Here is a 25479-nt window from a genome sequence, read left to right on the forward strand (position 1 = left end):
GTCGGTGATCCGACCTACGGTGTTCGTCCGGCCTACGCGGCGTTCTCGAACGCATCCGAGATCGACTGGAACGCTTCGGTGTACGCCTGGATTCCCTCGCGGGTGTAGAAGAACGGATCGAGGTAGATGATCTGGTCCTCGGTGGTGAAGGTGGTCCCGGCGAACGCTTCCTGTGCGTCGAACACGGCCTTGGCCGGGGACGAACCGGGCTCACCGGCTGCGGCGTCGCGGTCCAGAACGATGACCCAATCGGGGTTGGCCTGAGCGATGGTTTCCGGTGCCAGACCCGAGTCACCGTGGACATCGCCTGCCTCACCTGCGAAGACGTCGGTCAGGGTCAGGGGTTCGAGCAGACGACCGATGCGCGCAGCACCATTGTCGATCTTGCCGCCGTTGACGTTGGCGAGAAATACTGTCTGTCCGGTGGTCTGCGCCGCAGCAGAAGCCTCTGCAGCGTCGAGCGCCGCGATGATCTCGGCCGCTCTGTCCTGCAGGCCGAAGATGACGCCGAGAGTTTCGGTCTGAGTCTTCAGCGTCTCGACGAAGTTCTCGTCGTCGGGCGAGATGTCGATGGTCGGCGCGATCTGGCCGAGCTCCTCGGTGTATTCCTGGAATCGATAGCCGCCGATGATGAGATCCGGTTCTGCTTCGCTGATCACTTCGAGGTTCGGTTCACGATGGGTGCCGACGTCCAGGATGGCGTCGTTGTCGATCCACTCCTCGAAGCCCGTCGACGGCATGATGGGTTTGGGCAGAGCAACCGGCTCGACACCGAACGCCCGAAGCGTCTCGAACGAGGTGTTGTCCAGTGCTGCCACGCGCACCGGATTTGCCGGAACCTCCATGCTGCCGTTGTTGGTCTCGATGGTGACGGTTGCGGCGTCGGCAGATTCGCCCGTGGTCGAATCGGTGCTGCACGCACCGAGTACGAGCATCGAGGTCGCGGCGGCTGCGATGAGTAGACGGGGGGCGCGGAACGTTCTCACTTCGGTGTACTCCATTGCTCGATGTTTACCGGGGCTTTGGTTGAGCAGTAAAGTATCACTTAGGCAAGGCTATGCAAATTCAGGCTGCTTGGTCAGCGAAAATCCCTCGATCTGGACCCGACTCGTAGATCCATCAGTTGCAGATGATCGGCCACCACGGTCACCGCACCCTCGGCATTCTGCACTTTGCCTCGAATCAGCAACGCTGGAGCCGTGATCGCCAGCTTGCGATACTTTGCCCACAACCCGACCGAGCACACCACGTTGACCATGCCGGTCTCGTCCTCGAGGTTGATGAACGTGACGCCTCCGGCAGTTGCCGGCCGCTGACGATGCGTCACCGCTCCGCCGACGAGCACTCGGTCGCCGTCCGGAATCTGCAGCAGCCGGTTCGCGGGAATCACGCCGAGCGAATCGAGCCGATCCCGAAAGAACTGGGTGGGATAGGAATCCGGCGACACTCCGGTTGCCCAGACGTCGGCCGAGGCCAGATCGAGATCCGACATTCCAGGTAGTGCAGGCGCTTTCGTCGACGCTCCGATGCCGGGGAGCAGACCCGGCCGCTCCCCCGCCGCAGCACCCGCAGCCCACAGCGCCTCTCGACGGGTGATGCCGAAACACCCGAGTGCGCCTGCCGTTGCCAGCGCTTCCGCCTGCGCCACCGACAGTTCGACGCGTCCCGTCAGGTCCAGGAACGAGGTGTACGGCCCGTGCGCGTCTCGCGCGTCGACGATCTTCTGGGCCACTGCGGTACCGATGAATTTCACATCCGCCAAACCCATGCGGATCTCGAGGCCGTTTCCCTCCAGGTTCGCGTGGCCGAGACTGGCATTGACGTCGGCACCGTGGACGAGCACCCCGTGCCGCCTGGCGTCGGCGACCAGGGATTGCGGTGAGTAGAAACCCATCGGTTGGGCGCGCAGCAGTCCGGCACAGAATGCCGCCGGGTGATGCAACTTGAACCAGGAGGAGTAGAACACCAGTGAGGCGAAGCTCTGCGAATGGCTCTCGGGGAAGCCGAAATTGGCGAAGGCCGACAGCTTTTCGTAGATTCGGTCCGCTGCCGCGCCGGTGATGCCGTGCAGATCGCGCATCCCGTCGTAGAACCGACCACGCAGCAGTTCCATCTTCTCCGGTGATCGCTTCGACCCCATGGCACGGCGCAGTTGATCGGCGTCGGCAGCACTGAAACCCGCGACATCGATGGCCATCTGCATCAGCTGTTCCTGGAACAGCGGCACCCCGAGAGTTCGATCGAGCGCCTTCTTGAGTGACGGGTGCTCGAAGATCACCGGCTCTAGTCCGTTGCGGCGCTTGATGTACGGGTGCACCGAACCACCCTGGATCGGACCGGGACGGATCAGCGCGACCTCGACCACCAGATCGTAGAAGTTCCGCGGCTTGAGCCGCGGCAGAGTGGCCATCTGCGCGCGGGACTCGACCTGGAACACTCCCACCGAGTCGGCTCGCTGCAGCATCTCGTACACCTCGGGCTCGGACAGGTCGATCGAGGCGAGGTCGATGTCGATGCCCTTGTGCTCGGCGATCAGGTCCATCATGTAGTGCAATGCCGAGAGCATGCCGAGCCCGAGCATGTCGAACTTCACCAAACCCACTGCGGCACAGTCGTCCTTGTCCCACTGGAGCACACTGCGGTTCTCCATCGTCGCCCATTCCACCGGGCAGACGTCGGCGATCGGCCGATCGCAGATCACCATGCCCCCGGAGTGAATGCCGAGGTGCCGAGGGAAGCCCTCGATCTGCCGCGCGAGTTCGAGAACGGACTCGGGAATACCGTCGCCCTCCTGATCACCGATTCCGGACCAGCGGGTGATCTGCTTGCTCCATGCGTCCTGCTGCCCCTGCGAAAAGCCGAGCGCGCGGGCCATGTCTCGCACCGAGGACTTGCCGCGATAGGTGATGACGTTGGCCACCTGAGCGGCATGGGTGCGGCCGTACTTGGCGTAGACGTGCTGGATCGCCTCTTCTCGACGATCGGATTCGATGTCGATGTCGATGTCGGGCGGCCCATCGCGTTCGGGTGCGAGGAACCGCTCGAACAGCAGCTTGTTCGCCACCGGATCGACGTTGGTGATGCCGATCGCGAAGCAGACAGCCGAGTTTGCCGCCGAACCTCTTCCCTGACAGAGGATGTCGTGTGTCTTGCAGAAGTGGACGATGTCGTGGACCACCAGGAAGTAGCCGGGGAATTCGAGCCTCTCGATGATGTCGAGCTCGTACTCGAGCTGCGAATAGGCGGCCGGGTTCGCCGACTGCGAGCCGTACCGGCGGGCGGCTCCCTCGAACGTGAGTCGACGCAAATAGCTGATCTCGGTGTATCCGTCGGGCACATCGAAGGGTGGCAGACGCGGCGCGATCAGGTTCAGATCGAACGAACACTCACGACCGAGCTCGACGGCACCGCGCACCGCGCCCGGATAGTGCTGGAACAGTTCGGCCATTTCCGCCCCGGACCGTAGATGTCCACCGCCGGTCGGTGCCAACCACCCGGCAGCCTCGTCCAAGCTGCTCCGTGCGCGCACAGCCGCCATCGCCATGGCCAATCTCCTGCTACGCGGCCCGGCGTAGTGCGCGGCCGTGGTGGCGATCGTCGGAAGTCCGTACCGCCGAGCCAGCGTCGCGAGAGCGTCGTTGCGCTCGTCATCGTCTGCGACGCCGTGCCGGGTGAGTTCGACGGTGACACGATCGGATCCGAACCGATCGACGAGAGTGCGCAGCGCGGCCTCTGCTGCCTCCGGACCACCACGCGAGAGCGCCTGGCGAACATGCCCCTTCCGGCAACCGGTGAGAATCTGCCAGTGACCGCCCGCCGATTCGGTGAGTTCGTCGATGTCGTACTGCGGCTTACCTTTGACCCCGCCCGCCAGGTGTGCAGCGGCGATCCGACGCGAGAGCCGGCGATACCCCTCCTGTCCGCGAGCGAGCACCAGTAGGTGGGTGCCGTCGGGATCGGTCTCTCCGGCTCGGGATCGATGGGTGTCCAACGAGAGTTCGGCACCGAACACGGTTCCGATACCGAGAGCTCTGGCTGCCTCGGCGAACCGCACGACCCCGTAGAAACCGTCGTGGTCGGTGATGGCGATGGACTCGAGGCCGAGGCGTACCGCTTCCTCGACCATTTCCTCGGGCTGCGAGGCACCGTCGAGAAAACTGAACGCCGAGTGCGCGTGCAATTCCGCGTAGGGAGTCACCGACAGAGTGGGCTTGTCGATGGTGCGGTCGTAGACGTCCCTCTTTCGTGACCAGGCCGGGCTGTCGCCGCCGTCGCCCTCGGCCACCGGCTTGGGGCGCCCGGACAGAACTCGTTCCATCTCCGACCACGTGGGTGGTCCGTCGTTCCATCCCATCGAGCCCACCCACCTTCACACTGCCGTCTCATCGAACACTTGTTCTAATCAGAACACGAGGGTCCGACACGGATCAACTAGAGTCGAATCGCCATCGATCCCTTTCACCGAATCCCCTTCACAGAGCCGGAGCACAGACGTGACGCGTTGGGCATCGTTCGTCGTATCGCACAAACGATGGGCACTCGCTGTTGTCGTCGCCGTCGTAGCCGTCGGCGGGATCTTCGGACTCGGCGTCTTCTCGAAACTGAGCGAGGGCGGTTACGCCGACGCAGGCAGCGAATCGTCCGAAGTCGCGCGACTGGTGCAGGGCATCGGCCAACCGACCCCCGACATCGTCGCGATCTACACCGCCCCCGAGGGCGAGTCGATCGACGACATCGGACCACAGGTGCAGGCGACGCTCGACGAGTTCAGCAGTCGATACACCCTCGGCAACGTCAGCTCGTACTGGAGCGCAGACCCGATCAGCAAGGAATTCCTGGTCTCCAAGGACCGAACCAAGGCGTTGGCCACGGTGTACCTCGGTGCGAACTCGGGCGTCACGTTCAACACCTTCGGCGAGCTTCCACCACAGCTCGAAGTGCCCGGCATCGAATCGCAGTTCGCCGGCGCTACGGTGGTGGGAGTCTCGCTCAGCGAAACCCTCGAACGCGACCTGATCCGCTCCGAGATCATCGCTGTTCCCATCACCCTGCTGCTGCTGATCTTCATCTTCGGCGGCGTGATCGCAGCAGCGGTTCCGGTGTTCGTCGGCATTCTGAGCGTGCTCAGCTCCCTGGCAATCCTGCGAGTGCTCACCGAATTCACCGAAGTCAGCTCGTTCTCCATCAACGTCGCGTCGTTGCTGGGACTGGGCCTGGCCATCGACTACGGACTGTTCATCGTCAGCAGGTTCCGCGAGGAACTACGCGGTGGACTGACGCCGATCGACGCGACCATCCGTACCGTCGCCACCGCAGGCAAGACCGTCGTCTTCTCCGGACTGCTGCTGATCTGTGCATTCGCCGGGATGCTCGTCTTCCCGCAGGCAGTGATCCGATCTCTCGGGTTCGGGGCCATGGCCGCAGTGGCGAGTGCAGCCGTCCTGTCCCTGACCGCCGTTCCCGCCCTGCTCGCCATTCTCGGTACCCGCATCAACTCCTGGACGTGGTCGCGCACCGCGTCCGATCGAAGTGACGCACGCGCACACAGGTTCTGGGGCGGCATCGTCACCCGCGTCATGAAGCATCCCGGCATCGTCGCTGCCGTCATCGTCGCCGGGTTGCTGATCATCGCCACCCCGATCCTGAAGGTATCGCTCGGAGAGGTCGACTACACGGCGCTGCCGAAGGACAACCCTGCGCGCATGGCATTCGAGACACTCGGCTCCGACTTCGAGTCCACCGGCGAGGGCGCAACGGTGGTTCTGCGCGGCCTGGACGGCGTCAAGCCCCAGGGCGCACCGATTGCAGCGCTCACCTCCGCCGTGGAATCCACGCCCGGTATCGCCCGAGCCGAATTCCTGGGCTCGAAGGACGATTTCGTGACGCTGCAGGCGTCCTACAGCGAACCGGCCGACGGACTCAGCGAGGCCGAATCCCAATCCGAGGCAGTGGCGGCGCTGCGCTCGATCACTCCCCCGGACGGCACCGAGATCCTCGTCGGCGGCGGACGAGCCAATGTCGACGACGGCAATGCGGCGATCGCGAAATGGCTACCGGTGATGATCGCGATCATGGTCGTCTCGACGCTGGTGTTGCTCTTCCTCGCGTTCGGATCGATCGTGCTGCCGATCAAGGCGGTCCTGATGGCCGGACTGAGCCTGGCTGCCACCTTCGGCGCACTCACGTGGGTGTTTCAGGAAGGCCACGGAGCCGACCTGCTCGGCGTCACCCCCGGACCACTCGAGTCGACGTTCGTGGTCCTCATTCTCGCGGTCATCTTCGGCTTGTCGACCGACTACGAGGTGTTCCTGATGTCGCGCATGGTCGAGGCTCGCGCGGCTGGAGCGAGCACCGAGGAAGCGGTGATCTTCGGCGCTCAACGCACCGGACGCATCGTCACTGCCGCAGCGCTGATTCTGATCGTCGTCACCGGGGCCTTCACCATCTCGGGTCTGTCGATCATGAGATTCCTCGGCGTCGGAGTGATTCTGGCGCTGATCATCGACGCCACCATCATCCGCATGCTGTTGGTTCCGTCCTTGGTCAAACTCATGGGCGAGGCCAACTGGTGGGCACCGGCCTGGATGAAGAAAGTGCACGAAAAGGCCGGTATGGGGCACTAGCACCGGAACTTACTTAAGAGTAAGGTCGGCTCGCATGGCGAACTACATCGTAACCGGCGGTACCGGGTTTCTCGGGAAGAACGTTGTGCCCCGATTGCTCGAACGTGATGCGCTCGCTGCGATCCACGTGCTGGTGCGTCCGAACTCGGTGGCTCGTCTCGAGCGACTCGCACAGCACCTCGACGGCGGCGACCGAATTCACCCGCTGGTCGGCGATCTCACCGAGCCGGAGCTCGGACTCCGAGACGTGCCTGCCGACATCGACCACATCCTCCATCTCGGAGCCGTCTACGACCTGACCGCAGGCGACGAGCAGACCCCGACCAACGTCGCCGGAACTGCCTCGGTGATCGGCCTCGCCGAGAAGACCGGGGCCCGCCTGCACCACATCTCGTCGATCGCCGTTGCGGGCGACTATCGAGGAACGTTCTCCGAGAACGACTTCGACCTCGGCCAGAAATTTCCGACTGCCTATCACCGCACCAAGTTCGAGTCCGAGAAGTTGGTGCGCGACAGTGCTGCGGACTGGCGGGTGTATCGGCCGGCCGCGATCATCGGACACTCGGAGACCGGTGCGATCGACAAGGTGGACGGACCGTACTACTTCTTCCCGTTCTTCGCGGAGCTGGCCAAGCTGCCCTCCGTCGTACCGATCACGGTGCCGAAGATGGGCGCCACCAACCTGGTTCCGGTCGACTACGTCGCCGACGCCATCGTCGAGCTCGTGCATCGAAACACCGCACCCGGCAGCGTGTTCCATCTGGTCAATCCGACGCCTCAGTCGATGGCAGAGGTCTACGCCGCGTTCTCGTCGGCAGCCGGATCTCGCGCGAGAATCGTCGACGTGCCAGGAGCGCTGGTCGCTCCCGTGGTCTCCCCCAAGTCCAAGGCCGTGCGCAAGCAACGCGACGCCGCCCTTCGTGATCTCGGAGTACCTCCGGTGATGCTCGAACACCTGACTCTGCCCACCGTGTTCGAGTCGGAATCGACACAGAAAGCGTTGCAGGGCAGCTCGATCACACCGCCACCGCTGCGCACGTACGCCGATCGCGTGTGGACGCACTGGCGGGAGAACTTCGATCCCAAGCGCAATCGCCGAAACGACCCACGCGGGCCGCTGTTCGGCCGTCACATCGTCATCACCGGTGGCTCGTCCGGAATCGGCCGAGCCAGCGCCGAAGCAGCTGCCCGCAAGGGCGCGGTGGTCATTCTGCTCGCGCGTGGCCAGGATCAACTCGACGAGGTGGTCGAGCACATCCGCGAATCGGGCGGCACCGCCTACGGCTACTCGTGCGACGTCACCGACAGCGAATCGGTTGACCAGACCGTGAAAACCGTTCTGAGCGAACATGATCACGTCGACATGCTGGTGAACAGCGCCGGCCGATCCATCCGCCGCGCACTCTATCGATCCACCGATCGATTGCACGACTACGAGCGCACCATGGCCGTCAACTACTTCGGGGCGATCCGTTTGGTGCTGACACTGTTGCCACACATGCGTGAACGTCAGTTCGGGCACGTCGTCAACCTCTCCAGCGCTGCCGTTCTGGGGCACCCTCCCCGCTTCTCGGCCTATGTTGCCAGCAAGGCAGCACTGGACGGCTTCACCGATGTGGCTGCCGCAGAGACACTCTCGGACGGAATCACCTACACCACCATTCACATGCCGCTGGTGGACACACCGATGATCACCCCGACGGGCGACAAGAACGTCGGCCCGGTCTTCTCACCGGAGAAGGCTGCCGCCATCGTGATTCGCGCACTGAGCGACAAACCGAAGCGAATCGACACTCCGCTGGGAACACTCGGGCAATTCGGTGCCATGTTCGCCCCCAAGGGCAAAGACCGCACGATGCACCAGCACTACCGCAAATTTCCCGAATCCGCTGCAGCCAAGGGTGAAACGCCGGTGATGATCGAGAACGGGAAAGTGCCCTACCGAGTCCGCCGGTACGATCCGAAAACTCCGACCGCACGCATCGGCAAAGTGATCCGACGAGTCGGAAGACTGGTCCCCGGCACCAGTTGGTGACCGGCAGAACTCAGCGCAACAGAGCCTTTGCCCAGACTCGCAGGAATCCCTGACTCAGGTATGTCAGAGTGCCGATGGCCAGAACCCATTTGACGGTACTGACCACGGTGGTGGTGCGAACGACGGTGTCGGTGATCTGTTCGCGGTTGTCGACCAGTATCAATCCGACGATGTTCTCGATGTAGTCGCCGGCAGCGGAGGCCACGGGCGCAACGGCCAATGCCGTCGTCGCCGCGGGGCTGAGCGAGGTCTTCGCCGCCAGGCTCCTCGCGCCTGCACGTAGTGCGATGGCGTAGATCGCCGGATGCACGAAGTCGGGCAGATAGTGGCTGCGGAACCGAACGATCTCGGTCTCGTCCATGCTCGCCAGGATCTGCCGATAACGCTGGGCGGACCACGCCGTCTGCACGGCAAGCACTTTCGGGGCTGCAGGACCGAGCAGTCGGGCAATGTTGGCCTGGGATACGACGAACAGTGCCGACCAGCCCAGCATCCGACGATCCAGCGCACCGAGAGTCATGCCTGCAGACCCTAGCGCGTCAGGAACGGGAGAACGGCGGCCTCGAACGCCGAGTACCCGTCGCGATGGATGCTGTGCCCGGTGCGGAATGCCTCGACACGGCAGGTCGGAATCTCGGAGACCATCGCCTCCAGCCGAATCGGATCGACCATGCCGCCGGGACCGCCCCGAAGCACCAGCGTCGGAGCAGTGATGTCGGCCAACGACTCCCACCACTGCGGATTCGGCCGACGGAACTGTTCGAGAGCAGTGGTGGTCATCGAGCGATCGAAGGCGAGTACCGCGCGGGGATGCAGAAAGACGCTGGTCGCTGCGTGCCAGAGTTCGGTGATCGACGGCATCTTGCCGGTCAGTGTCGGCGGGGCATCCCCCGGCCGAATCGGTATCGGGAGCTCTTCGAGGACCAGACGGCGAACGAGCTGCGGGCGACGCTGAGCGACGAGTGAGACCGCGTATCCGCCGAGGGAATGGCCGACGAGATCGACTTCGTCGAGCCCGAGGTGGTCGATCAACGCCAGCAGGTCTGCCCCGAAGGAATCGAACTCGTACGTGGACGTGTGCGCACTCTTGCCGTGTCCGCGCAGATCGACGGTGATCACCCGGCTGCCCTGCGCGGTGAGTGCACGGGTGAACCGATCCCAGGTCGTGCTGTCGCCGCCCATGCCGTGCACCAGCATCACCGGTGCCGAGTTCGAGTTCGCATGCCCCCGCGGGGTGAACGAGCGATACGCGATATCGACGCCATCGAGGTCGACCGTCTCCGACATCATCTGCATTCCCTCGACGGTAGCGGTGCCGCTATTCGTAGATTCCCTCCACCCGCCACCGACCCTCGTCGAACACCAGCAGCAGAGCCCTTTCGTCGTCGAGTACCACCTGGGCTCGCGCCGTCGGACCCGTCGACGCGTGGCCACTGTCCCACCATCGCTCGTCCACCGGCCACGGTCCGGCCAGACCCGTCAACTCCCATTCCTTGGTCCCCCAGCGCAATCTCGACGGCGGCGCATCGAACACACCACGATCTGTGACGCCGATTCCGGTCCCCGCCCGATTCATCAGCGTCACCGTCGGACGTGTCTCGATCACTGCCGCCGGGGCAGGCTCCGGTAGCCGCCCCGGCCAGGGATCCGACGGATCGGACATCGGCACCAGTTCGTCGCCGAGCGGACGCAGGGTGATCCGCTCGGCCGGCCCGCGGCCACCGCTGAGCACACCACCGAGCACCGATTCGCCGCCGAGCAGCCCCTGCACGCGCACCAACGCCCGACGCGCCCTCTCGTCCTCGTCCCCGACACTGCCCCACAAACCCAGCTGCAGCTCACCGGCTGCCACCACTTCGATCGGTTCGAGCCGCAGCACGGTGATCGCGGACGTCGGCTTGTTCTCGCTGCGCCCGGTGATCCAGCCGTCGAGTTGCCACCGCACGCGGTCGGCTGTTCCCTCCGGCGTCAACGGCTCCGCGCAGCGCCAGATCCGCGACAGATTCTCGCCGTTACCGGTACTGGCATGCACCAACAATCGAGTGCATGCAACGGCAGCGGCAGCGAGCTTGGTGTGCAACTGCTCGGCCAACCCACGCCCGGCGAACGCAGCTGCGTCGACCCGATCGATCGGTGGATCGCACTGGTACTCCACATCCAGGTCCGGCGGTAGAGCTCTGGCCGACGGCGGACGTTCGGGCTCACCTCGAGCACTGCGATGCGCCAAGACGGCATCGGTACCGAAGCGCGACGCCACATCCCCGGGAGACAGTGCCGCGAAGTCACCGATGGTCCGTAAACCCAAGCGGCGCAACAAGTCCACCAATTCACCGCGATCGGCAGCGGACATGCTCGGTTCCGCCGAGAGTTCGGCCACCGGCAACGGTGCGAGAAAGCCTGCACCCCCGCCGCGCGGCACCACCTGCGCATACCGCGCGGCGACGACCGCGGTGGACAGCTCGTCGGCGATACCGATCTGACATTCCACACCGGCAGCCGACGCTTCGTCGATCAACCGTTCCGCTGCCCGATGCTCGGTACCGAAATACCGTCCGACGCCGCGGGCAGAGAGAACCAGCAGGCCCGGCCTGAGCACTTCGACTCCCGGCGCGATGGCGGCGACGGCCGAGACCACGGGCTCGAACAGTCGCGCATCACGATCGGTATCGGCAAGAGCGACATGCACATCCGGGCACCGTGCCTGCGCTTCCCGACGCCGCAGTCCGCGCTTGATACCCGACGCCCGTGCCGTCGCCGAGCAGGCAACGACCCGATTGGCCGAGGTGACGACCACCGGATGCGTCGCAGGCAGATCGGCCTGAGCCGCTGCTGCAACAGCAGGCCAATCGGGACACCACAGTGCAAGAACACGGCTGGCAAGAACACGGCTGGGACGGTCGATGCTCATGTGGAAACCGCGATCGACAACGGATTCTGTTCGAGCTTCTCGGCATGCCACTCGATGCGACCGTTCTCCGAACGCAGGTCGAGTCGAACGGTGCGGGGCCGCATCGCCTTGCCGCGAGCGCACACCGACAATCGGACGCCGCGCAGTCGGCCGCGGCCCAGCTCCCGGCCCGTGCCGAGGCCGTCGTATCCGTGCACCGATGCGTCCAGTCGTAGCTCTGCCCCGTCCCAGTGCCCATCGGTCACCAGCAGCGTCGACCCCTTGCTCCGCGCTCTGGCCACCACGGCCCTGGCCCGAGTGGGCGATACCGACAGACCGCCGAGACCGAGTACCACCAGGTCGACGCCGTCGAGCAGAATGGCCGCCACTTCCACCGGGTCGGGACCGGGATCGGGAATCAGGGCCAGCTTGCTCAACTGCGCGCCCATCTCCACCGCGGCCAGAATCCCGAAACGGGGCTGCCCGATGACGGCGACATGCCCACCGGCACCGGTCACCGCAGCGACCAACCCGATCAGGAGCGAGCCTGCACCGGACACCGAGGCCACCGTTCCACGCACCAGTCCGCCGTGCGGTAGCACCTCGATCAGCGCAGACGGCACCGGAAGAACGGGCCGTTGACGGGTTGGACGCTGTGTCGACGGTCCCGGGTGCACGGGCTCGACGGGGTCCGAATTCTCGATGCGCACCGACGCCGTTTCGCCCCGGGAAGGCACGGCAGCCATCCGGCTACGCAGCAACGCCACGCGCTCCGGCAGCGACAACCCGTCGAGCGCATCCGGCGTGACGGAAGCTCCCGATACAGTCATGTCACTCCCCTTCGCGGCGTGGAAAATCGAGCCGAAACGTCGGTGTTCGACGAACGCGGGAAGTGGCGTATTCGAACACAATTTCGATCTGCACTCAGTAAAGCCGCTCGGACGGCAACTCGTCAAGGCGATGCCGAAGCCCCTGGTAGATGCCTCCGTTCCTCGGCTGCAGGCACGTCCCGCCATCGTCAACTAACCTGTGGGCGTGACGGATCAGCAGCGTGTTCGACGGGGCGTCGGGCCCGACTACCTCCTGGCAGGCAGATACCGCCTGGCCGGCAAACTCGGCGGCGGAGGCATGGGCGCGGTATGGCTCGCCACCGACACACTTCTGCACCGTCAGGTGGCCGTCAAGCAGGTCACGTCCACCACTCGGTTGACCCCACAGCAGGCCGTGGAAGTGCGCAACCGGGCCATGCGCGAGGGTCGCATCGCCGCCCGACTCTCCAGCCCCCACGCCATCGCGATGCACGACGTCGCTCTTGTCGACGGTGAGCCGTGGTTGGTCATGGAGTACCTGTCCTCGCGCAGTCTCGCGCAGGCACTCGGCACCACCGATTCGCTACCACCGTTCGAGGTCGCTCAGATCGGCGCGCAGATCGCCGACGCCCTGACCGAAGCGCACGAGGCCGGGATCGTGCACCGAGACATCAAGCCGGGCAACATTCTGATCGCCGATCGCGGCAAGGATCTGGGCATCGTCAAGATCAGCGACTTCGGCATCTCCCGCGCCAAAGGCGACGTCGAAGCGGCCGACGACAGCGTGATCACCGGCACCCCGGCATATTTCGCACCCGAGGTCGCACGCGGACAGGATCCCACCGCGGCCAGCGACGTGTTCTCCCTCGGCGCAACGCTGTACACGGCCATCGAAGGAAAACCACCGTTCGACATCGATCACGATTCGATCGCGCTGCTGCACCGAGTTGCCAAGGGGCAGATCATCGCTCCCACCCGCAGCGGTGATCTCACGGGTCCGTTGCTGCACATGCTAGAGCCCGATCCTGCCCGACGTCCCACCATGGCGCAGGCCCGCGACGAGATCATCGTCGCCGCGATCAGTAAGCGCGGCACCATAGCTCAGCTGCGCGGGGTACCCCTGACGTCTGCGGACGGCGTGGTGCCGGCGTGGGCGAGACGCTCGACGCCGGTCTCCGAATCTCGCCGGCCGTCGAGGGAGTTCGGAAGAACAATTGCGGGCCTACCGGCCGTGCAACCCGGTGAGAGCCAAGCCAATCCGGTCCCGTCGACGTATTCGCCACCGCCGTTCGACCTGCCGAAAAAGAAGAAGAACCCGATCGACGACATCCTGATGCGCATCGAGGACGTCATCGGCGACCGAACGTCGATTCCGTCGACTGCCGTCCTCGCCGCACTCGTGCTGGCCGTCGTCATCGTTGTCGTACTGCTGATCACACTCGTGGTGTAGCTCGGCTGCCGAGTCGCGAGATGGCGTCGGTGAGCACCGATGGCGCAAGCCTGCGGTGCACCGCGGACAACGGCACCCACACCCACCTCCCGAGACCGCGGTCGTATCGAACGAACGTCGTCAATTCGAGCCGTCCGTTTGCTGCGTGGATCACCAGATGCACAGTCAGAGAATGCGATCGGGTTTCCAGGCGAATCCACTGCGAGGTAGCTTCTGCGATGCGCCATCCTGCCACCGAAGTCGGCGTCCATCCTCCGATCAGCTTCAACTGCAACAAACCCTGCCAGATGAATCGTTCCGCGGCGGTAGGAACATCGCCGAACATGGCCCTTGCCCACCGCTCCGGCGTGGCCGCTACAGCGACGTCCACGAAGAAGTGGTCGACGTAGTCAGCGTGCATGGTCGAGCGAGCGAGTACGTCCTCGGTCATCTCACCGGCTCCGACCAGACTCTTCACTCGATACCGGTCCTGCTCTTCGGTCTTCGACACACTCGACTCCCCTCAGGTATACGGTGGCGTACAACGTGATCGTATCCCTTTTATACGGTGCCGTATAGATCGATTTCGTCGACGCTCAGGAGGGCACCTTGCCTCGTGCACGCACCCCACGTGACAGGTGGATCGAGGAAGGCTTGGCCCTCCTCGTCGAAGGCGGTCCCGATGCTGTCCGCGTGGAGGTTCTCGCCACACGCATCGGAGTGACCAAAGGCGGCTTCTACGGCCACTTCTCGGACCGTCAGGCCCTCCTCGATGCCATGCTCGACCGGTGGCGCACAGACAGCGTCGACGAAGTACTCGCTGCCGTCGAGCGAGTCGGCGGGGCTCCGGCGGACCGGGCCGTCCTCGCCGGCCACCTGACATTCGACGGCGGACACCTGCCGACGGACATGGCCGTGCGCGAATGGGCGCGCCGAGACTCGGGCGTCGCCGAGCGGCTACGAGAAGTGGACAACCGACGAATGGAGCTGTTGCGCACATCGTTCGCGGGCAACGGCACCGAGGGGGTCGAACTCGAAGCTCGCTGCCTGATTGCCTTCTGTGTCGCAATCGGCAGCCGACTGCTCGACGCCGATCATCCCGGCTTCACCCGTCGGCAGGTTCTCGACGCTGCCACCGAATTGGTGATCGCCCCCGTCAGCGCGCCTCGTGCACGATGATCGCAATCTGAACCCTGTTGCTGCACTCCAGTTTCGTCAGAATCCGTGAGACGTAGGTCTTCACAGTAGCGACACTCATGTACAGCTCCGCACTGATCTCCGCGTTGGACTTTCCCGATCCGACGGCGACGGCCACCTCACGTTCGCGATCGGTCAGCGCATCGAGCAGTGTCCTAGCTCGTTCGGTGGCAGCATCATGCGATCGGGCATCCTGCTCGCGCCAGTGCGCAACCAAGCGTCCGACGGCCGTCGGCGACAGCATCGACTCCCCGGTTCCGACGCGATGCACCGCGTCGATGATGTCCCGTGGCGGAGTGTCCTTGAGCAAGAACCCATTGGCACCCGCCCGCAGTGCTCGCAGCAGATACTCGTCGGTGTCGAAGGTGGTCAACACCAGGATCGCGGCTGTAACTCCCTCTGCTCGAAGCATTTCGGTGGCCGCAAGGCCGTCGACGACCGGCATCCGCACATCCATCAGAACCACGTCGGGAGACAGCGCGTGCACCGCCTCGATACCGTTGCGCCCGTCGGACGCCTCGCCGACCACAGTGATACGCGGATCCGAACTCAGGATCAGCGACAAACCGGCCCGGACCAACGCATCGTCGTCGACCAGCAATACTTCGAGTGCATCGGCCTCGGGAACATCGGTCAGTTCGGGCACGGTAACCACGCTTCCAAACGGTAGACCACACCGACACTGCTACGGGCGATACCGTACTCGATTCGTCCGCCAGCCAGCTCGATTCGCTCGGTGAGACCGATCATCCCCGAGCGAGAACCGGGCACTGTCGCGAAACGCTCTGCACTGATCCCGTTTTCGAGCCACACCCTGATCTCGTTGCCCGTCGGAGCGATTCCGCAGCGAACCGGCACACCCGGCGCATGCTTTCTGGCGTTGGTGAGCCCCTCCTGGATGACACGGTGAACGGTGCGAGAGGCCGAGGCAGGCAGTGAGAAGCTCGCGGGCATCTCGTCGACGAACGTCACCTGCGTACCGGCCTTCTCCGAATCCTCGATCAGCGCAGCTATGTCGCCCACACCCGGTTGTGGACGCGGCACATTCGCGTCGCCCGATCGCAGAACTCCCAATATCTCTCGCAAGTCCTCCAATGCACCGTGCGCGTTGGATCTGATGGTCGACGCGAGCGCTTCGACCTCGCGCGCACCGACATCCGGCCGGACCTCGAGCGCACCCGCATGGAGACTGACCAACGAGATCCGATGTGCGAGAGCGTCATGCATCTCCCGCGCGATCCGCTCACGTTCGAGTCCGCGAACGGTCTCGGCTCGCAGATTCGATTCGGATTCTGCTCGCTCGGCCCGTTCACGTAGCGAGTCGATCACTTCTTCACGCGCTTTGACGACCAGCCCCCATGCTGCCGGGATACTGAGCAACGCGGCACTGAGTATCCCGATGTACAGGACGGTCTGCTCGGTCCACGCAGTTGCCCACATTATCGACGCCAGCACATGTAGAACGACCACTGCAGTGGTCACCCGCCACGACTTCCGGGAGGCCACGGTGAAGATGGCCACCAGTTCGGCCCCACCGACCGCATCGGTGAGGATCGTGCAGACAGCCAAAGCCACGGCGATCTCGATCGGCCACCGTCGACGCCACCACAACAGCACGGCACCGAGAACGCCCACGACGATCGAGACGACCGTGCGGGTGGTGGTCATGCCCTCGGTGCCCGCCGCCACCGACAACACCAACAACAGCGCGAACGCGATCGCGGCGACATCCCATGCGCGTTCTCGATGCCGTCGCAGCACGGTCATGATCCGACCGTCACGATCGAACCAGGGGGCGCCAGTATTGGCTGGTCTTCTTGTCGCGCACTACTACGCCGAGTCTGTCCAGCTCCGAACGCAATTCGCGTGCATCGGCACCCGCCTTCTTCTTCAGCGCCATGTCCCGAGCTTTGAGCACCGCATTCACCTCCGGTGCCAGACCCGGGGTCTCGGGCACCCACAGGTGATACAGGTCGTCGTAGGGATCACCGGGCGCAACCGAGTAACCCCGCTGCTCGAACACCGCCTCGATCGCCTCACGCTTCTCCTCGCTCGGCACTCGAACCAACTGACGCGACGCCGCGTCCAGCAACACCAGTTCCTTGCCGTCGACGAACGCCGTGCCTACCTGCGATCTGGACACGGTGACGGTCTCGCCCTTCTCGGTGATGCGTACGTCCGCCTCCGACACCGCAACCCGCGCGGTGTCGTAGAACGCGGCGGCCACCAGTGCCAGCCCGAGCAGTACCCCCACCCCGATGCAGACGTACCGCACCCACCACTGCGACCACGATGCGATCAATTCCAACGGACCCTGGAACGGTATCCAGGTGAGCGACGCACCCCATTCCGCCACATACGGGACCGCCAATCCCAGCAACCCACCGATCACCACGGCACCGGCGATCAGGAAGAACCGATCACCACGGGAGAACCACAGCACCGCCGGTGGCGCATCCCCGAGCATCTTCTCGTCCATACGCTCACGGTATCGAGAGTGGAAGCTGGTACCCAGTCATCGAAAGTCGACACTTCGCCGACTTTCGACGGTAGGAAGCACTCGATCAGCCGAGAACCGGCATCACCAGTGTCGTCAGAGCGCCGTCGACTGCCGACCGCACCAGCACCGGATGGTCCGGAGCGGCGATATCGAGCATCAGGTCCACCTCGACCAGCACGCCCCGCAGCACCGGAAACTCCTCGCTGGTCCCGGCCGCAGACGCGACCTGTTCCACCGCCGACGCGAATTCGGCGGCAGATACCGTTGCTGTGCAGTATTTTCGTCGAACAACCGGCGGATGGACACTGCGGCCTCGGCTGCTGCCCGCGCGCGTGCTGCCAGCTCGTCGACGTGCCGATCCACGATGTCGACCGCCGCAGCTCCCCCGCCGTCGAGAGCGGAGGCCACCTTGTCGAGCAAGGAGTGGAGCCTGCAGGAATGACCATGAAGACAGGCAAGCCGATCTCGCGCAATTGTCGAATGATGCTCGCCCGCTTCGCTTGTGCTCGGGTGTAGTAGCGATAGCCGGACTTCGCGTCGATGAAGGCCGGGACGAGCAGTGCACAGTCGTCGTAGAACCGCAGGGCGCTGGGGGTCAGCCCGCTCGAGCGAGCGAACGCACCGATGGTCAGGAATTCTTCGTCCGAATCAGTCATGGTGAAATCCTGAGGCTTCGGGTTGGTCGAAGGTCAAGCGTGATCCCGTCACCTAGTCGATTCGACGCTTGTGCGCCCATCGAGTGAGCGCATTCCTGTTGGACTGCTGAGTCTTTCGGAGAACGTTCGAGGCATGCGTCTCGACGGTCTTGACCGAGATGAACAGATCCTCGGCGATCTCACGATAGGTGTACCCGCGCGCCAGCAGCCGCAACACCTCGAGTTCACGGGGCGTCAGCGAATCCAGTTCAGGATCCAGCGGGGGCTCCGGGGCGGCGCTGCGACCCGTGAACGAGTCGAGCACGAACCCGGCCAGACGGGGGCTGAAGACGGCATCTCCCCCGGCGACGCGTCGAACACCGTCGGCGAGCTCCGAGCCGGAGATCGTCTTGGTGACGTACCCCCTCGCCCCGGCACGGATGACGGCGATGACGTCCTCGGCGGCGTCGGACACACTCAGGGCAAGACATACCGGACCCTCGGAGATGCGGTTCAACACGGCCACGCCGCCGCCGTCGGGCATGTGCACGTCGAGCAACACCACGTCCGGCTTCGTCGATTCGATTCCCGAGACCGCCTCGGACACGCCTCCGGCTTCCCCGACGACATCGATGTCCGCCTCGCGAGCGAGCTCGGCGCGCACGCCGGAACGGAACACCGCATGGTCGTCGACCAGGAAAACGCGGAAAGGTTCGGTCACGTCGGCTGCTCCTGCTGGGTGGATTCGGACGATTCGGTGGTGACGGAGGAGCCGTTGCGGGGCATGAAGATTCGCACTTCGGTTCCCTTGCCGACTGTCGACCGTACCTGCACCGTGCCACCGCGGCGCTCGATGCGTCCCCGAATGGACTTCGCCAGTCCCTGTCGATCCTCGGGTACTTCGGATTCGTCGAACCCGGTTCCGCGATCGCGGACGAAAACGCTGACCTGTTCCGGTTCGGTTTCGGCGAACAGATCGATATTGGTCTCACCGGAGTGCTTGGCCGCGTTGACAAGAGCCTCGCGCGTGGCACCCAGTAGCGCGGTGAAGCTCTCGCGGGACAGACCCGATTCGACGTCGTCGGGCAGTAGGTGCACGTCGCCGACTGTGATGGGTCGAACCGTCACGCCGTGCTGATCCTCGACCTCACCGGAGATGGTCTTGAGCGCGTCGGCCAAGCTGGAGTTGTCGGTGTCGCCGCCGTCGAAGAGCCATTTGCGTAGTTCACGCTCCTGCCCGCGCGCCAACCGCATCACCTCCTGCGGCTGGTCGGACTGCTTCTGGATCAGGGCCAGCGTCTGCAAGACCGAATCGTGCAGGTGCGACGCGATCTCCTCGCGTTCGTCGTTGCGGATGCGTGCAGACCGCTCGGCACCGAGCGCGCGCCAGGTGCGTAACCAGATGGGAACCGTCAACAGGCCGACGCCGACGAGAGTGACCACCACCGCCAGCAGTGACGAGCGCAGCGCGGCCAGATCGACGCGGGCGAGCACCACCACGGCGAGGCCGAGCACGATCAAGGTCGCTCCGCCGACGACCCTCGCCCAACTCAGCACGCTCGGATGCTTGGGGAGACCCAAAGCCGTTCGCGGTCCCTCGGAGTCGAACTCACGCCAGACCAGGGCCGCCCCGATCACCACGACGATGACCGGCACGATGACCGATGCAGCGGTACCGCTGAGCAGCCACGCGAGCCCGACGGCGAGGCCGAGACCGATGGCAGCCAACCCGAGCGCACGCTGACGTTCGGCGGCACTCGGATGCGCAGTGTCCTCGCCCGCGGGCGTGAACATCCAGATCAAACCGTATGCGGCGATGCCTGCACCGGCGGACGCGGCAAGCAGTGCGAACGCCACCCGAACCTTGAACACGTCGACGCCGAGATGGTCGGCGAGCCCGCCTGCGACGCCGCCGACGATGCGTCCGCCGCCGCGGCGTTGGAAGGGAGCAGGAGCGGAGCCTGCAGAAGCGACAGGAAAAGCAGGAGCGGAGCCTGCAGGAGCGACAGGAAAAGCAGGAGCGGAGCCTGCAGAAGCGATGGGCAGAACAGGGGTGATGGGCACGGCTGACGTGGTGTGGGCGGCCGTCGCGTCGCCTGCCGGGGACGGTGTGTTCCGGGCGGCGTCGACGGGTGGATTGTCGACAGGGTGCACGCCTTCGATCCTGGCACGGATGCGGTGGTGGTCGCATCAGGGTTCGCCCTGATGTTTCGCGGATCCGTCGAGGTGGGCCCGATATCGGGGACGAAGATCAGGGGTATCCCTGATGTGTTCGGTGGTCGTGGCGGCCACGATGGTTGGCATGAGCAACGTGACCGTCTCGGATCAACTTCAGCAGATGTGGCGCACCCGTCCGCACCGCTTGCCGCAACGCGGGCATGTGGCGGGTGTTGCGGCCGGTATCGGCTATCGCTACGACGTCGACCCCGTTCTGATTCGGATCGCGTTCGTCGTCTCCACCTTGTTCGGCGGTACCGGCATCGTGCTGTATCTGGCGGGGTGGCTGGTGCTCAACCGCGCCGGTGACACGGCGTCGGGCGCGGAGTCGCTGGTCGGGCGCGGCAACAGTTCCGATTCGACGACCAAGATGGTGGTCGTGGCGGTGGCATTGGTCATCGCGGTGTCGACGATCGGCCCGGTGGGTGTCGGACTCGGGGGTTCGGGGCTGATCTCGCTGGTGGCGATGCTCGGTGGACTGTGGTTGCTGCACCAACGGTGCCCGGAGCCGCCGCCGTACATGCGGACGGCGGAGTTCTCCCGTAACCGTTACGCCCCGATGCCTTTCGGCTCTCCCAGCACGTCGGCCGAGCAGTGGACGGCCGCGCAGTACCGTCCGCCGCAGTTCCAGCACGAGCGCTACACCCCGTACACGACATTGCCGAAGAGCTACGTTCCGACACCGAAGACTGTCGAGCACACCGGCACCGACGCGCATACCGTGAACCTGAGCAAGTCGACCGCATCGGCCGAGAAGTCGACCGACACGCCCACCGACATGCCCACCGTGACTCCACCGTCGTGGGACCCCCTCGGTGTGGCCCCGTTCGCCTGGGATCTTCCCGAACCGGCAGGCACATTCCCGCCTGCGGCGATCGAACGCAAGCGTCGATCACGGTGGACCGCAAGCTTTCTCGGCCTCGCTCTGCTCGCTGCCGGCATCACCGCGGCGGTAGGTGCCGCAACCGGCGGAGACTGGGCCACGGCGGGCCGCGTCGGGGCCGTCGCTCTCGCGGTCATCTCCGTGGGACTCGTGCTCGGTGCATTCCTGCGCAAGGGCTACGGATTGCTGGTGGTCGCGGCACCCCTGGCCGGCTTCGTCGTCCTGGCGTCAGCGGTCGGTCCGATGGACGTCGGCAACAGTGCGTCGGGAACGCAGCGCATCGCACCGGTCGCCGTTGCCGATCTCGCGGAAACCTACGACGTCGGTATGGGTGAGCTGGACCTCGACCTCACGGGCCTCGACCTCACCGCGAACCGCACCGTGAGTATCGATGTGGCGCTGGGCAGTGCATCGGTCACCGTGCCCGATTCGATGAACGTCACCGTGGAGTGCGAGGCGCTGGTCGGCACGTGCCCCTTCGAGACACGGTTCGGTCCGGGAACGAGCAGCGATGATCCGGTACTGACGATCGTCGGCGATGTGGCATTCGGCGAACTGAAAGTGGGGAACCAGTGAAGAAGAACAAGACAGACCGTGTCGGCCGCGACGACTCCGCCACCGAGGAGCGCAACTCGAGCCGGCGCGGCCCCTCGGCACTACTGCTGCTCGCCGGGCTGGCCGCCATGGTCGTCTCGGTCGCAGCACTGATCGGGCAGGGAGCGATCGCCGCACTGGGCGACGTCCAGTTCCGCTGGGTGTTCGTCGTCGCCGCGGTGGTGGTCGGCTTCGCGCTTCTACTGGGCCCCAGCAGAAAGAACTGAGTCCGCTACTCCCACTCGATGGTGCCCGGCGGCTTGCTCGTGACGTCGAGAACGACTCGGTTGACCTCCGGAACCTCGTTGGTCACCCGAGTCGAGATCGTTTCCAGCACGTCGTACGGCAAACGAGTCCAGTCCGCGGTCATCGCGTCCTCGCTCGAGACCGGACGCAGCACGATCGGGTGGCCGTAGGTACGGCCGTCGCCCTGCACGCCGACACTGCGCACGTCGGCCAAGAGCACCACCGGGCACTGCCAGATCTGCTGATCCAGGCCTGCGACCGTAAGCTCTTCTCGGACAATCGAATCCGCGTGACGCAATGTGGCCAGACGGTCGCGGGTGATCTCACCGACGATGCGAATCGCCAGACCGGGTCCGGGAAACGGCTGCCTGCCGACGATGTCCTCGGGCAATCCCAGTTCACGTCCGACCGCACGCACCTCGTCCTTGAACAGTGCGCGAAGCGGTTCGACCAGGGCGAACTGCAGATCGTCCGGCAGCCCGCCGACGTTGTGGTGGCTCTTGATGTTCGCGGTACCGGACCCGCCGCCGGACTCGACGACATCCGGGTACAACGTGCCCTGCACCAGGAACTCGACCGCGTCGCCGTGCTCGGCGTTCTCGCCCAGCACCTCGGCCACCGCACCCTCGAAGCTTCGGATGAACTCGCGGCCGATGATCTTGCGCTTCTCCTCGGGGTCCGAGACACCCTCGAGCGCACCGAGGAAGGTATCGACCGCATCGACGGTGACCAACTTGGCACCCGTCGCGGCGACGAAATCCTGCTGCACCTGCTCACGCTCGCCGGCGCGCAGCAGTCCGTGGTCGACGAAGACACAGGTCAGACGGTCACCGATCGCCCGTTGCACCAGCGCGGCCGCCACTGCGGAGTCGACGCCGCCCGAGAGGCCACAGATGGCCTTGCCCGTGGGACCCACCTGCTCCTGCACTGCGTCGACCAGGGCGTCGGCGATGTTGGCTGCAGTCCAGTCCGGGGCGATGCCCGCCGTCTCGTGCAGGAATCGGCTGAGAACCTGCTGCCCGTGCGGGGAGTGCAGAACCTCGGGGTGATACTGCACGCCCGCCATGCGCTTGCCCTCGTTCTCGAAGGCGGCGACCGGCGCGCCCGCGCTGGTCGCGGTGACGGTGAAGCCCTCCGGGGCCGCGGTGACAGCGTCACCGTGACTCATCCAGACCGGCTGCGTGGCGGGCAGACCGTCGTGCAGACGACCGCCGTCCACGCTGAGTTGGGTGCGGCCGTACTCCCGCGTTCCGGTGTGTTCGACGGTTCCGCCGAGGGCCTGAGCCATGGCCTGGAATCCGTAGCAAATCCCGAACACGGGGATGCCGAGGTCGAGGAGCGCGGAATCGAGCCCGGGCGCACCCTCGGCGTAGACGCTCGAGGGTCCGCCGGAAAGAACGAGCGCGACAGGATCTTTCGCTGCGATCTCCTCGGCGGTGGCGGTATGCGAGATCACCTCGGAGTACACATTGGCCTCGCGCACACGGCGGGCGATCAACTGCGCGTACTGGGCGCCGAAATCGACGACGAGAACCGGGCGTGCGTGTGCGGGATCGTGTGCAGAGGAGTCGGTCACCGGGTCAGTCTAGTGGGACTGCCGTAGCGGTCATGCAACACCCGAATGCTCGACCGGCCGTGCCGAGGAACCCGACCGGATCTCGACGATCGGCAGTCGCAGACCTCCGGGAGCATCCACCGGGACGACCGGGGAGTTCGGGGCGATCGGGTCGAGGCGCTGGTACGGCAGGCCCTGTGCCGGACGGAGATCCAGCTCGCCCTTGTTCGGCCACAGCGCGGCGGAACGCTCGGCCTGCGCGCTGATGGTCAGCGACGGGTTCACTCCGAGGTTGGCCGATACCGCAGCCCCGTCGACCACACTGAGCGTCGGGTAGCCGTGCACGCGGTGGTACGGATCGATGACGCCGTGCTCGGAATCCGAGGCGATCGCGCAGCCACCGAGGAAGTGGGCCGTCAGCGGAATGTTGAACAATTCTCCCCACGTACCGCCTGCGACACCACCGATCTTCTTGGCGATGCGTCGGGTGGCGTCGTTGCCCTCCGGGATCCACGTCGGGTTGGGCTCACCGTGACCCTGCTTGCTCGAGATCTTGCGGCCGAAGGGCCCGCGCTTGGTGAACGTGGTGATCGAGTTGTCCAGGTTCTGCATGACCAGCGCGATGATGGTGCGCTCGCTCCAGTGCCGGACGTTGACGACGCGGACGAACTGAATCGGATGAGCGATCATCGCGAACACGAACTTGAGCCAGCGCGGGATCTTTCCGCCGCCGTCGGTCATCAGTGTCTGCAGCATGCCCATCGCGTTCGAGCCCTTGCCGTACCGGACCGGTTCGATGTGGGTGTTGGGGCTGGGGTGGAACGAGGACGTGATGGCCACACCGTGCGTGAGGTCCATGTTCGGATCGACCGCCAACTTCGCGGCCCCGACGATCGACTCGGAGTTGGTGCGCGTCAGTTCGCCGAGCGTGTCCGACAGCTTGGGCAGCGCGCCGGTGTCTTTCATCTTGTGCAGCAGGTTCTGCGTTCCCCACGTGCCCGCGGCAAGCACGACGTTGGCAGCGCTGTAAGTCTTGCGTCCCTTGCGAATACGAGCACCGGTGCGTTCGGTGTCGACGTCCCAGGTGCCGTCGGATCGGGGGCGAAGGCCGGACACCGTCGTCATCGGCACGATCTCGGCTCCCGCGCGCTCGGCGAGACCGAGGTAGTTCTTTAGCAGGGTGTTCTTGGCTCCGTGGCGGCAACCGGTCATGCACTCGCCGCATTCGATGCATCCGGTGCGATCGGGTCCTGCGCCGCCGAAGTACGGATCCGGGACCGTCTTGCCGGGTTCTTCCCCGAAGAACACTCCCACCGGGGTCTGGATGAAGGTATCGGCGACGCCCATGTCCTCGGCGACCGACTTCATCACCTCGTCGGCCGGGGTCATGTGCGGGTTGCGGACGACGCCCAGCATGCGGGTGGCCTGGTCGTAGAACGGCGAGAGCTCACTGCTCCAGTCGGTGATGTGCGCCCACTGCTTGTCCTCGAAGAACGGTGCCTGGGGCTTGTAGAGGGTGTTCGCGTAGTTGAGGGAACCGCCGCCGACTCCGGCACCGGCGAGGATGAGGCAGTCGCGCAGCAGGTGCACGCGCTGGATGCCGTAGAGGCCGAGCTTCGGTGCCCACAGGAAGCGCTTGAGATCCCAGCTGTTCTTCGCGAAGTCCTTGTCCTCGAAGCGTTGTCCGGCTTCCAGGATGCCGACGCGGTATCCCTTCTCCACCAACCGAAGCGCGGTGACGCTCCCGCCGAAGCCCGAACCGACGATCAAGACGTCGTAATCCGTTGCGCGAACAGCTGAACCCATGGTGACCTCCGCTACATCCGATGCTGTCGAACAGTATGCACACCCCCATGTGACTACCGCCAC

At 65.0% G+C, this 25479-nt stretch carries 21 protein-coding genes and 1 pseudogene; 6 read left to right on the forward strand and 16 right to left on the reverse strand.

Annotation, left to right across the window (positions count from 1 at the left end):
• Positions 1–32: 32 nt before the first annotated feature.
• Both CH251_RS02855 and CH251_RS02860 read right to left on the reverse strand, forming a co-directional pair.
• The gene (locus CH251_RS02855) at positions 33–1001 is read right to left on the reverse strand and encodes a siderophore ABC transporter substrate-binding protein (protein ID WP_094611761.1); all 969 of its coding nucleotides are present in this window, start codon (positions 999–1001) and stop codon (positions 33–35) included.
• Positions 1002–1078: 77 nt separating this feature from the next.
• Positions 1079–4354, reverse strand: a complete 3276-nt coding sequence (locus tag CH251_RS02860) for an error-prone DNA polymerase (RefSeq protein WP_094611762.1) — start codon at positions 4352–4354, stop codon at positions 1079–1081.
• A gap of 139 nt (positions 4355–4493) precedes the next feature.
• On the opposite strand from CH251_RS02860, the gene CH251_RS02865 reads away from it, so the two are divergent.
• Positions 4494–6623, forward strand: coding sequence for an MMPL family transporter (locus CH251_RS02865; RefSeq protein WP_094611763.1), 2130 nt, complete (start codon positions 4494–4496; stop codon positions 6621–6623).
• Between the two features lie 34 nt (positions 6624–6657).
• Positions 6658–8658: an SDR family oxidoreductase gene (locus tag CH251_RS02870; RefSeq protein ID WP_094611764.1), complete on the forward strand. Its 2001-nt coding sequence runs from the start codon at positions 6658–6660 to the stop codon at positions 8656–8658.
• Positions 8659–8668: 10 nt separating this feature from the next.
• Here the strand turns inward: CH251_RS02870 and CH251_RS02875 are convergent, their stop codons facing one another.
• Genes CH251_RS02875 through CH251_RS02890 form a run of 4 tightly spaced genes read right to left on the reverse strand, consistent with a single transcriptional unit; the run spans position 8669 to position 12375 of the window.
• Positions 8669–9178, reverse strand: a complete 510-nt coding sequence (locus tag CH251_RS02875; protein ID WP_094611765.1) for a hypothetical protein — start codon at positions 9176–9178, stop codon at positions 8669–8671.
• 11 nt (positions 9179–9189) lie between these two features.
• Complete coding sequence (locus CH251_RS02880; RefSeq protein WP_373454905.1) at positions 9190–9954, reverse strand: alpha/beta fold hydrolase; 765 nt, start codon at positions 9952–9954, stop codon at positions 9190–9192.
• A gap of 22 nt (positions 9955–9976) precedes the next feature.
• Positions 9977–11566, reverse strand: a complete 1590-nt coding sequence (locus tag CH251_RS02885; RefSeq protein WP_094611766.1) for a DNA polymerase Y family protein — start codon at positions 11564–11566, stop codon at positions 9977–9979.
• The gene (locus CH251_RS02890) at positions 11563–12375 is read right to left on the reverse strand and encodes a hypothetical protein (RefSeq protein WP_179273624.1); all 813 of its coding nucleotides are present in this window, start codon (positions 12373–12375) and stop codon (positions 11563–11565) included. The genes CH251_RS02885 and CH251_RS02890 overlap by 4 nt, the downstream gene beginning before the upstream one ends.
• A gap of 205 nt (positions 12376–12580) precedes the next feature.
• On the opposite strand from CH251_RS02890, the gene CH251_RS02900 reads away from it, so the two are divergent.
• Positions 12581–13804: a serine/threonine-protein kinase gene (locus tag CH251_RS02900; protein ID WP_256978772.1), complete on the forward strand. Its 1224-nt coding sequence runs from the start codon at positions 12581–12583 to the stop codon at positions 13802–13804.
• On the opposite strand, the gene CH251_RS02905 is transcribed toward CH251_RS02900, so the two are convergent.
• Positions 13788–14294: a hypothetical protein gene (locus tag CH251_RS02905; RefSeq protein ID WP_094611769.1), complete on the reverse strand. Its 507-nt coding sequence runs from the start codon at positions 14292–14294 to the stop codon at positions 13788–13790. The genes CH251_RS02900 and CH251_RS02905 overlap by 17 nt on opposite strands.
• Positions 14295–14392: 98 nt before the next feature.
• Here CH251_RS02905 and CH251_RS02910 point away from each other — a divergent pair, with 98 nt between their 5' ends.
• Positions 14393–14962 carry a TetR/AcrR family transcriptional regulator gene (locus CH251_RS02910; RefSeq protein ID WP_094611770.1) on the forward strand — a complete coding sequence of 190 codons (570 nt, stop codon included), beginning with the start codon at positions 14393–14395 and terminating at the stop codon, positions 14960–14962.
• On the opposite strand, the gene CH251_RS02915 is transcribed toward CH251_RS02910, so the two are convergent.
• The 7 genes and pseudogenes from CH251_RS02915 to CH251_RS02940 all read right to left on the reverse strand — a co-directional run bounded on the left by CH251_RS02915 (position 14940) and on the right by CH251_RS02940 (position 20161).
• Positions 14940–15626 (reverse strand): response regulator transcription factor, encoded by a 687-nt coding sequence (locus tag CH251_RS02915; protein WP_256978773.1) that lies wholly within the window; start codon positions 15624–15626, stop codon positions 14940–14942. The genes CH251_RS02910 and CH251_RS02915 overlap by 23 nt on opposite strands.
• The gene (locus CH251_RS02920; protein WP_094611771.1) at positions 15614–16747 is read right to left on the reverse strand and encodes a sensor histidine kinase; all 1134 of its coding nucleotides are present in this window, start codon (positions 16745–16747) and stop codon (positions 15614–15616) included. The genes CH251_RS02915 and CH251_RS02920 overlap by 13 nt, the downstream gene beginning before the upstream one ends.
• Before the next feature lie 10 nt (positions 16748–16757).
• Positions 16758–17459 carry a hypothetical protein gene (locus CH251_RS02925; RefSeq protein WP_094611772.1) on the reverse strand — a complete coding sequence of 234 codons (702 nt, stop codon included), beginning with the start codon at positions 17457–17459 and terminating at the stop codon, positions 16758–16760.
• An 85-nt stretch (positions 17460–17544) separates the two neighbouring features.
• Positions 17545–17715 (reverse strand): hypothetical protein, encoded by a 171-nt coding sequence (locus CH251_RS27690; protein WP_179273598.1) that lies wholly within the window; start codon positions 17713–17715, stop codon positions 17545–17547.
• A gap of 229 nt (positions 17716–17944) precedes the next feature.
• Positions 17945–18136, reverse strand: a pseudogene (locus tag CH251_RS27155) (MerR family transcriptional regulator); the annotation flags it as partial.
• Positions 18137–18188: 52 nt separating this feature from the next.
• Positions 18189–18836, reverse strand: a complete 648-nt coding sequence (locus tag CH251_RS02935; protein WP_032397495.1) for a response regulator transcription factor — start codon at positions 18834–18836, stop codon at positions 18189–18191.
• Complete coding sequence (locus CH251_RS02940) at positions 18833–20161, reverse strand: sensor histidine kinase (protein ID WP_373454909.1); 1329 nt, start codon at positions 20159–20161, stop codon at positions 18833–18835. Before CH251_RS02940 ends, CH251_RS02935 begins: the two co-directional genes overlap by 4 nt.
• 256 nt (positions 20162–20417) lie before the next feature.
• Between CH251_RS02940 and CH251_RS02945 the strand changes: the two genes are divergently transcribed.
• Together CH251_RS02945 and CH251_RS02950 are read left to right on the forward strand one after the other, a co-directional pair.
• Entirely contained in the window at positions 20418–21791 is a 1374-nt protein-coding gene (locus tag CH251_RS02945; RefSeq protein ID WP_256978776.1) for a PspC domain-containing protein, read from the forward strand.
• The gene (locus CH251_RS02950; RefSeq protein ID WP_094611776.1) at positions 21788–22036 is read left to right on the forward strand and encodes a hypothetical protein; all 249 of its coding nucleotides are present in this window, start codon (positions 21788–21790) and stop codon (positions 22034–22036) included. The genes CH251_RS02945 and CH251_RS02950 overlap by 4 nt, the downstream gene beginning before the upstream one ends.
• Positions 22037–22041: 5 nt before the next feature.
• Here the strand turns inward: CH251_RS02950 and guaA are convergent, their stop codons facing one another.
• Both guaA and CH251_RS02960 read right to left on the reverse strand, forming a co-directional pair.
• Entirely contained in the window at positions 22042–23631 is a 1590-nt protein-coding gene (gene guaA, locus CH251_RS02955; protein ID WP_094611777.1) for a glutamine-hydrolyzing GMP synthase, read from the reverse strand.
• Between the two features lie 30 nt (positions 23632–23661).
• Positions 23662–25416 carry an FAD-dependent oxidoreductase gene (locus CH251_RS02960; RefSeq protein ID WP_094611778.1) on the reverse strand — a complete coding sequence of 585 codons (1755 nt, stop codon included), beginning with the start codon at positions 25414–25416 and terminating at the stop codon, positions 23662–23664.
• Positions 25417–25479 lie beyond the last annotated feature (63 nt).

It is taken from the genome of Rhodococcus sp. 06-462-5, assembly GCF_002258315.1.
In the GTDB taxonomy this organism is placed as follows: domain Bacteria; phylum Actinomycetota; class Actinomycetes; order Mycobacteriales; family Mycobacteriaceae; genus Rhodococcoides.

Coding starts and splice junctions, on each gene's coding strand:
- CH251_RS02855 (WP_094611761.1), bottom strand. CDS start 1,001: ATGGAGTACACCGAAGTGAGAACGTTCCGCGCCCCCCGTCTACTCATC.
- CH251_RS02860 (WP_094611762.1), bottom strand. CDS start 4,354: ATGGGATGGAACGACGGACCACCCACGTGGTCGGAGATGGAACGAGTT.
- CH251_RS02870 (WP_094611764.1), top strand. CDS start 6,658: ATGGCGAACTACATCGTAACCGGCGGTACCGGGTTTCTCGGGAAGAAC.
- CH251_RS02875 (WP_094611765.1), bottom strand. CDS start 9,178: ATGACTCTCGGTGCGCTGGATCGTCGGATGCTGGGCTGGTCGGCACTG.
- CH251_RS02880 (WP_373454905.1), bottom strand. CDS start 9,954: ATGCAGATGATGTCGGAGACGGTCGACCTCGATGGCGTCGATATCGCG.
- CH251_RS02885 (WP_094611766.1), bottom strand. CDS start 11,566: ATGAGCATCGACCGTCCCAGCCGTGTTCTTGCCAGCCGTGTTCTTGCA.
- CH251_RS02890 (WP_179273624.1), bottom strand. CDS start 12,375: ATGACTGTATCGGGAGCTTCCGTCACGCCGGATGCGCTCGACGGGTTG.
- CH251_RS02920 (WP_094611771.1), bottom strand. CDS start 16,747: ATGACCGTGCTGCGACGGCATCGAGAACGCGCATGGGATGTCGCCGCG.
- CH251_RS02925 (WP_094611772.1), bottom strand. CDS start 17,459: ATGGACGAGAAGATGCTCGGGGATGCGCCACCGGCGGTGCTGTGGTTC.
- CH251_RS02945 (WP_256978776.1), top strand. CDS start 20,418: ATGAGCAACGTGACCGTCTCGGATCAACTTCAGCAGATGTGGCGCACC.
- CH251_RS02960 (WP_094611778.1), bottom strand. CDS start 25,416: ATGGGTTCAGCTGTTCGCGCAACGGATTACGACGTCTTGATCGTCGGT.